The sequence below is a fragment of the Pseudolysinimonas sp. genome, assembly GCF_044239695.1.
Lineage (GTDB): Bacteria > Actinomycetota > Actinomycetes > Actinomycetales > Microbacteriaceae > Pseudolysinimonas_A.
In genome coordinates this window covers 1-6,270 of sequence record NZ_JBIIAW010000135.1, presented here as the reverse complement: position 1 = coordinate 6,270, position 6,270 = coordinate 1, and the positions used below count along the sequence as shown (strand labels likewise).

The window sequence follows — 6,270 nt, the reverse complement described above, 5'->3', positions numbered from 1 at the left end:
TCGCCAGGGGGGCGGGGGCCCCCGTTGGTGGCCGGGGGGTCCCCCCGCCGCCCTCCGCACCCCCGAGAGCACCGAGCTAGTCCCGGCCCCCCGACTCCATTTGCGCCAACCGGGACTCCTCGAGATCCAGCAGCGTCTGCGCCCGCTGCAGGATCCGTGACGGGTAGGCGCCGCGCGCGCGGGCATCCAGGAGCACGTCCCGTTCCGCCTGCAGCACTTCCCGACGCAGTTCGCGGTACTGCTGGTGCGGCGACTGCAGGATGCCGTCGTCGTCGTCGGCGTGTTCGGCCCGCTCCCATGCGACGGCGGAGGCGAGGGAGGTGTCGAGCCGGACGCGGTCGATGATGCCGGGGTCGATGGCGCTGCCGTCGGGCAGTTCGAGCCGGGGGGCCTCGAGGGCGGCGAGTCCGGCTTCCTCCATCTCGTCGAGCAGGGTGGCGAGTTCGCGACGGTCGGCGGCGCGGTCGGTGCCGCGGATGCCGGTGAGCCGGATGACGAACGGGAGGGTTCCGCCTTGCACGAGCAGGGTGACGATCGCGACGGTGAAGGCGATGAGCACGAGCTGCTCGTAGTAGGGGGTTTCGCGGGGAAGCGACTGAGCGGCGGCGAGGGTCACGACGCCGCGCATCCCGGCCCAGCCGAGCACGACGCCGCCGCGCCAGCCGAGGCCTTCGGCCTGGTACTGCTTGACGTCGTTGCGCGCCTGCTCGGACCGGCGCAGGAACCCCATGACGCGACGTTGCGCGCGCGCGGAACCCCGGGTGTCGAAGGCTTTCACCTTCTCCTCGAACGCGGTCGCCCGTTGGGCGGCGCGCGCCGACCGCGTCTCGCCGCGGCGCACGAGCCCGAGCAGCGGCCAGACGAACACGAACCGCAGCACCATGAGGATGCCGGCCAGCAGCACGCCGAGCGCGACCGCTTCGTGCCAGGCGAGGTCGCCCTCTTCGATCTCGGTCACGATCCCGGAGAGCTGCGCGCCCATGATGAGGAAGACGCCGTTCTCGAGGATGAACTGCACGGTGCGCCAGTTGAGTCGTTCGGCGACCCGGGATTGCGGGGTGAAGCGGGCGCTCTGGTGTCCGGAGTAGATCCCGGCGGCGACGACGGCGATGACGCCGGAGGCGCCGAGCCCTTCGGCGGGGATGTAGGCGATGAATGGCACGGCGAACGAGATCGCGGTGTCGAGGATCGGCTGGTCGAGGCGCCGTCGGATGACGACGGCCACGACACCGACGAGCAGCCCGACGGCGAGGGCGACGACGACGGCGTAGGCGAAGTCGCCGACGGCGCCCCACGCGGTGAAGGTGCCGGAGGCCGAGAGGGCCGTGGCGGCGATCGCGGAGCGCAGCAGCACGAGGGCGGTGGCGTCGTTGACGAGTCCTTCGCCTTCGAGGATGGACAGCAGCCGCGGCGGCAGCCCGAGCCGTTTGCCGATGGCGGTGGCGGCGACGACATCCGTCGGGGCGATGACGGCGCCGAGCGCGATCGCGGCGGCGAGGTCGAGGTCGGGAAGGATCGTGAACAGCACGACGCCGGTGAGGAGCGCGCTGCCGACGACGAGCAGCACCGAGAGGGCGGAGATCGACCCGAAGTTGCGACGGAAGTCGACGACGGGCAATTGGATGGCCGCCGCGTAGAGAATCGGCGGCAGGACCCCCATCAGGATGATCTCGGGCTCCACTTCGATCGCCGGCATCCCCGGGATGAAGCTGTAGCCGATGCCGACGAGCACGAGCAGCAGGGGCGCGGCCACGCCGAGTCGGCTGCTGAAGGCCGCCGCGGCGACGATCACGACGATCGCCCCGACCGCGACGAGGGCGAATTCGGGCTCCATTCCCTCAGGCTAGCGGCGGGCCGGGAGCCGTCGGTGCTAGTACCAGCCCTTGCGTTCGCTGTGCTCCCACGCGCCGCACGGGGTGCCGTAGCGCCCGGAGATGTAGCCGAGACCCCAGGTGATCTGGGTCGCCGGGTTGGTCTGCCAGTCGGCGCCGGCGCTGGCCATCTTGTCGCCGGGGAGCGCCTGCGGGATGCCGTAGGCGCCGCTCGAGGTGTTGTGCGCGTAGACGTTCCAGTGCGATTCGCGGTTCCAGAGCGCGACGAGGCACTCGTACTGGCTGTCGTCCCACCCGCGGGCGAGGAGCATGTCGTAGGCGATCGCCTGGGCGGAGCCCGGGTCGGGAACGCCGGCGGCGGGAGCGGTGCGGATGCGGCTGACCGCGAAGTCGTCCCGGGTGGCTCCCGGCGCCGCCTCGTCGGTGTGGGTGTAGCCCTGAGCGGGCAGCGCGGCGGGCCGCGGCCCGGGCGCGCTCGCGAGCGCCTGCGCCGATTCGGCCGGCGAGAGCGACGAGACGACGAGGAAGGCGAAGGTGACGGCGGTCGCGAATGCGGGCAGCGACCAGCTGGAGCGGACGTGCCGCTCCACGATCTGTTCCGGCGCGGGAGGACGGAACGGAGTCCCCCGCCGGCGATAGCCGCTCACAGCGGATGATCTTACGCGGCACCCCTGGCAAACGGCAGGACCCGACCGGGGGACGCCGGGCGGCGCGTGCTACGCGTTCTTGACCGCCTGCAGGAGGTCGACGACGGCGTCGAGCACGACATCCACCTGCGTCTCCTGGTAGCCGCCCTTCTGCGGCCGGAAGGCCACGCCCCGGACGTCGTCGACGGTGAGCGGGTCGCCCTGCTGGAGGTAGCGGGTGACGCGATCGGCGAACGCGTCGACCTCGCGCACCGAGTACCCGGTGGTGAGGATGCCGACCCGCGAGAAGCGCCGGCCGCGAGCGCGCACGCAGCGGTCGAGCACCACCTGCGCCTCGGATCGGGCGCGCTGGTAGGCGCCCTGGTTCCCCATCTCGGCGAGCACGCGGTCGCGCTCCCGCGCCGCGAACGCGTCTTCGAGGCGCTCGAGCGCGGCATCCACGGCGGCCGGCGCGTAGCCGCCGCGCTTCATGCTGAACCCCATCTGCCGGATCGAGGCGGCCGTGACGACCTGGGCCGACCCGCGGTCACCGGTGTAGGCGCGGCGGGCGTCTTCGAGGAAGTCTTCGACCTGGTCGATGTCGTAGCCGGGGCCGCGCTTCACGCGCGGGAAGGTCGTACTCACGGTGCCATCGTAGCCGTCGGCGCCCGGGAGCCCGGCGGCTAGGGTGCCATCCCGATGTACTTCTCCTCGAGGTACTCCAAGATGCCCTCGCTCGAGCCTTCGCGTCCGAGACCGGACTGCTTGGTGCCGCCGAACGGCGCGGCGGGGTCGCTCAGCACGCCCTTGTTGACCCCGACCATGCCGGCGTCGATCCGCAGGGCGGTGCGCAGGGCGAGCGACTCCTCGCCGAACACGTAGCCGATGAGTCCGTAGATCGTGTCGTTGGCCATGCGCACCATCTCGTCGACGTCGTCGACCTTGACGACGGCCGTGACCGGTCCGAAGATCTCGGTCTGGTTGATGGTCGAGCCGTGCTCCACCCCGGTGAGCATCGTCGCCGGGTAGAACGCACCGCTCGTGGACTTCGTGCCGCCGAGGGCCACGGTCGCGCCCTCCGCCACTGCGGTCTCGACGAGCTCGGCCACCTTGTCGCGCTCCTCGAGCGACACGAGCGCGCCGAGGGTGTTCTCCCGGTCGAGCCCCGAGCCGTTCTTCACCTTCTGCAGTTCGGCGGTGAGCTTCGCGACGAACTCGTCATGCACGCTCGCGTGCACGTAGAAGCGGTTGGCCGCCGTGCAGGCGGAGCCCCCGTTGCGCATCTTGGCGACCATCGCGCCCGCGACGGCGTCGTCGAGGTCGGCGCCGGGCAGCACGAGGAACGGCGCGTTGCCGCCGAGCTCCATCGAGGTCGAGACCACCGAATCGGCGGCCTCGTGCAGCAGGATGCGGCCGACCTCGGTCGAGCCGGTGAACGACATCTTGCGCACCGCGGGGTGGTGCATCATCTTCGCGATCGCGGGGCCCGTGGGCACCGGGGTGACGAGGTTGACGACCCCCTTCGGAACCCCCGCGCGGCGCAGGACGTCGACGACGTAGGCCGCGGTCAGCGGAGTCTCGCGGGCCGGCTTGAGGATCGTGGTGCAGCCGGCGGCGAGGGCGGGAGCGAGCTTGCGGGTCGCCATCGCGGCGGGGAAGTTCCACGGCGTGATGAGCAGCGAGACGCCGATCGGCTGGCGAGTGACGACGATGCGCTTGTCGCCGCCCGGCGAGAGCCGGAAGTCGCCGGGGATGCGGACGGCCTCTTCGGCGAACCAGCGGAAGAACTCGGTCGCGTACCCGGCTTCGGCGATCGCGTCCGGCCACGACTTGCCGTTCTCGCGCACCATGATCTCGGCGAAGTGCTCCTTCTCCGCGGTGAGGATGTCGAACGCGGCACGCAGGATCTCACTGCGCACGCGCGGAGCCGTGGCCGCCCAGGCCGGGAACGCGGCCTCGGCAGCGGCGACCGCGGCATCGCAGTCGGCCTCGGTGGCGATGGCGAACTGCGCGATCGTCTCGCCCGTCGCCGGGTCGGTGACCGGGAACGTCGTGCCCGCGGAACCGGCGCGCCATTCGCCGTCGATGAAGAGGTCGGAGAGGTACTCGGTGGTCACGGTCATCCTTCGATTCTGGAGGTTCGAGCGGGTCGGGGCGAGGGGCGGGCGAGGGTCAGACGAGCCGCGAGCGGTCGCCGTCGTAGGCGGCGTCGAGGATGCGCTCGAGCAGGTCGGGGGTCGCGTCGCGGGCGGCGAGCGCGACGAGGCGGGTGACGCCGGCCGCCAGTCCGGCGATGCGGGGCAGCTCGGCGCGGTCGAGGCCGATGTCGGCGAGCGACGCGGGCAGCCCGATCTCGACCGTGATCGCGGCGAGCCGGTCGATCGCGGCCTGGGCGTCGTCGCGCTCGCTCCGTCCGGTCGCGACGCCGAGCGCCTCGGCCATGAGCGCCAGGCGATCACTGGTCTGCGCGAAGCACGCCTGCAGCACGTACGGCAGCATCAGACCGGTGCCGAGCCCGTGCGGGGTGTGGGTGAGCGCCCCGATCGGATACTGCAGGGCGTGCGAGAGGTGCGTGCCGCCGGAGCCGAACGCCATCCCACCGAGCAGGCTGCCCCAGGCCATCCGATCGCGGGCCTCGGCGTCGGAACCGTCGGCGACCGCGCGCGGCAGCGCATCCCCCATCGCCCGCAGCCCGTCGAGGGCGAGGAGCGAACTCATCCGGTTGCGGCCGACGAAGATCGGCAGGGTCTGCGCCCAGTCCGGAGCCCGGTCGACGGCGGTGAAGGACTCGGCGCAGTGGACGATCGCGTCGATGCCGGAGTACGCGGTGACGGCGGCCGGAGCCCCGGTCGTCAGGTCGGGATCGACGATCGCGACGCGCGGGATGAGCGCCGCGTCCGAGACGCCCACCTTGAGCTCGCGGTCGGGGTCGGAGACCACGGCGACCGGGGTCGCCTCGGAGCCGGTCCCGGCCGTCGTGGGCACCGCGACGATCGGCAGTACGGGTCCGCGCACCTTGTTCTCGCCGTAGTAGTCCGACAGCGGCCCGGGTTGCGAGAGCAACAGGGCGACGAGCTTGCCGAGGTCGAGGGCCGATCCCCCGCCGTAGGCGACGACGACGTCGGGGGCGATGCCACGGGCGGCCTCCGCGGCGGCGACGACGCTCTCGACGGGCAGCTCGGGGATCACCTCTGAGTGCACGTGCGTTTCGACCCCGGCGGCGTCGAGCGCGGCGAGCGCGCCGGCGAAGGCGGGGGTGCCGGCGAGGAACGGGTCGACGACGACGAGCGCACGTCGGCCGAGGCGGGCGACGGCGGGTGCGAGCGAGGCGAGGCTGCCCCGCCCGAAGTGCACGGCGTCGGGGGCGCGCAGCACGCCGATCGGGTCGGCGGGCGGGTGGATGGCGGTCATGCGGGATCTCCGTCGTGCAGGGCGACGACGCGGGCCCAGACGGCCGCGTCGAGGGGGATGCCGGTGCCGGCGCGGGCCGCGCGGTCCCGGCGGGCGCGCTCGCCCGGGATGGCGACCTCCGGGCCGCTCGCGCGGACGTCATCGAGGTAGGCCGACAGGCCGGCGAGCGACCCGCGGGAACCGAGGGCCTCAAGCGAGAACACCATGATCACGTCACCCTTGGTCGACGGATGATCGTCGAGCGTTCCCCGCACGTCGTGCCCGAAGGCCGATCGGGCGAGGACGCCGACGAGAGCCTCCAGCGCGAGGCCGAGCGCGTAGCCCTTCGGCCCGCCGAACGGCGAGACCGACCCCTGCGCCGCGGCCACGGCATCCGTCGTCGGCTGTCCGGCGGCGTCGAT

At 72.5% G+C, this 6,270-nt stretch carries 6 protein-coding genes; all 6 read right to left on the bottom strand.

Going from position 1 to position 6,270, the window contains the following annotated elements:
- Window positions 1-76 precede the first annotated feature (76 nt).
- The gene (locus tag ACILQS_RS14900) at window positions 77-1,834 is read right to left on the bottom strand and encodes a cation:proton antiporter (RefSeq protein ID WP_395640910.1); all 1,758 of its coding nucleotides are present in this window, start codon (window positions 1,832-1,834) and stop codon (window positions 77-79) included.
- Window positions 1,835-1,870: 36 nt separating this feature from the next.
- Window positions 1,871-2,422, bottom strand: coding sequence for a lytic transglycosylase domain-containing protein (locus ACILQS_RS14895; RefSeq protein WP_395640909.1), 552 nt, complete (start codon window positions 2,420-2,422; stop codon window positions 1,871-1,873).
- A 126-nt stretch (window positions 2,423-2,548) separates the two neighbouring features.
- Complete coding sequence (locus tag ACILQS_RS14890) at window positions 2,549-3,103, bottom strand: DivIVA domain-containing protein (protein WP_395640908.1); 555 nt, start codon at window positions 3,101-3,103, stop codon at window positions 2,549-2,551.
- A gap of 38 nt (window positions 3,104-3,141) precedes the next feature.
- On the bottom strand, window positions 3,142-4,581 hold the full coding sequence (locus tag ACILQS_RS14885; protein WP_395640907.1) for an NAD-dependent succinate-semialdehyde dehydrogenase: 1,440 nt from the start codon (window positions 4,579-4,581) through the stop codon (window positions 3,142-3,144).
- Window positions 4,582-4,630: 49 nt separating this feature from the next.
- Entirely contained in the window at window positions 4,631-5,869 is a 1,239-nt protein-coding gene (locus ACILQS_RS14880) for an iron-containing alcohol dehydrogenase (protein WP_395640906.1), read from the bottom strand.
- Window positions 5,866-6,270 (bottom strand): Ldh family oxidoreductase (locus ACILQS_RS14875; RefSeq protein ID WP_395640905.1); only part of this gene is annotated, 405 nt, incomplete at its 5' end. The genes ACILQS_RS14875 and ACILQS_RS14880, both read right to left, overlap by 4 nt.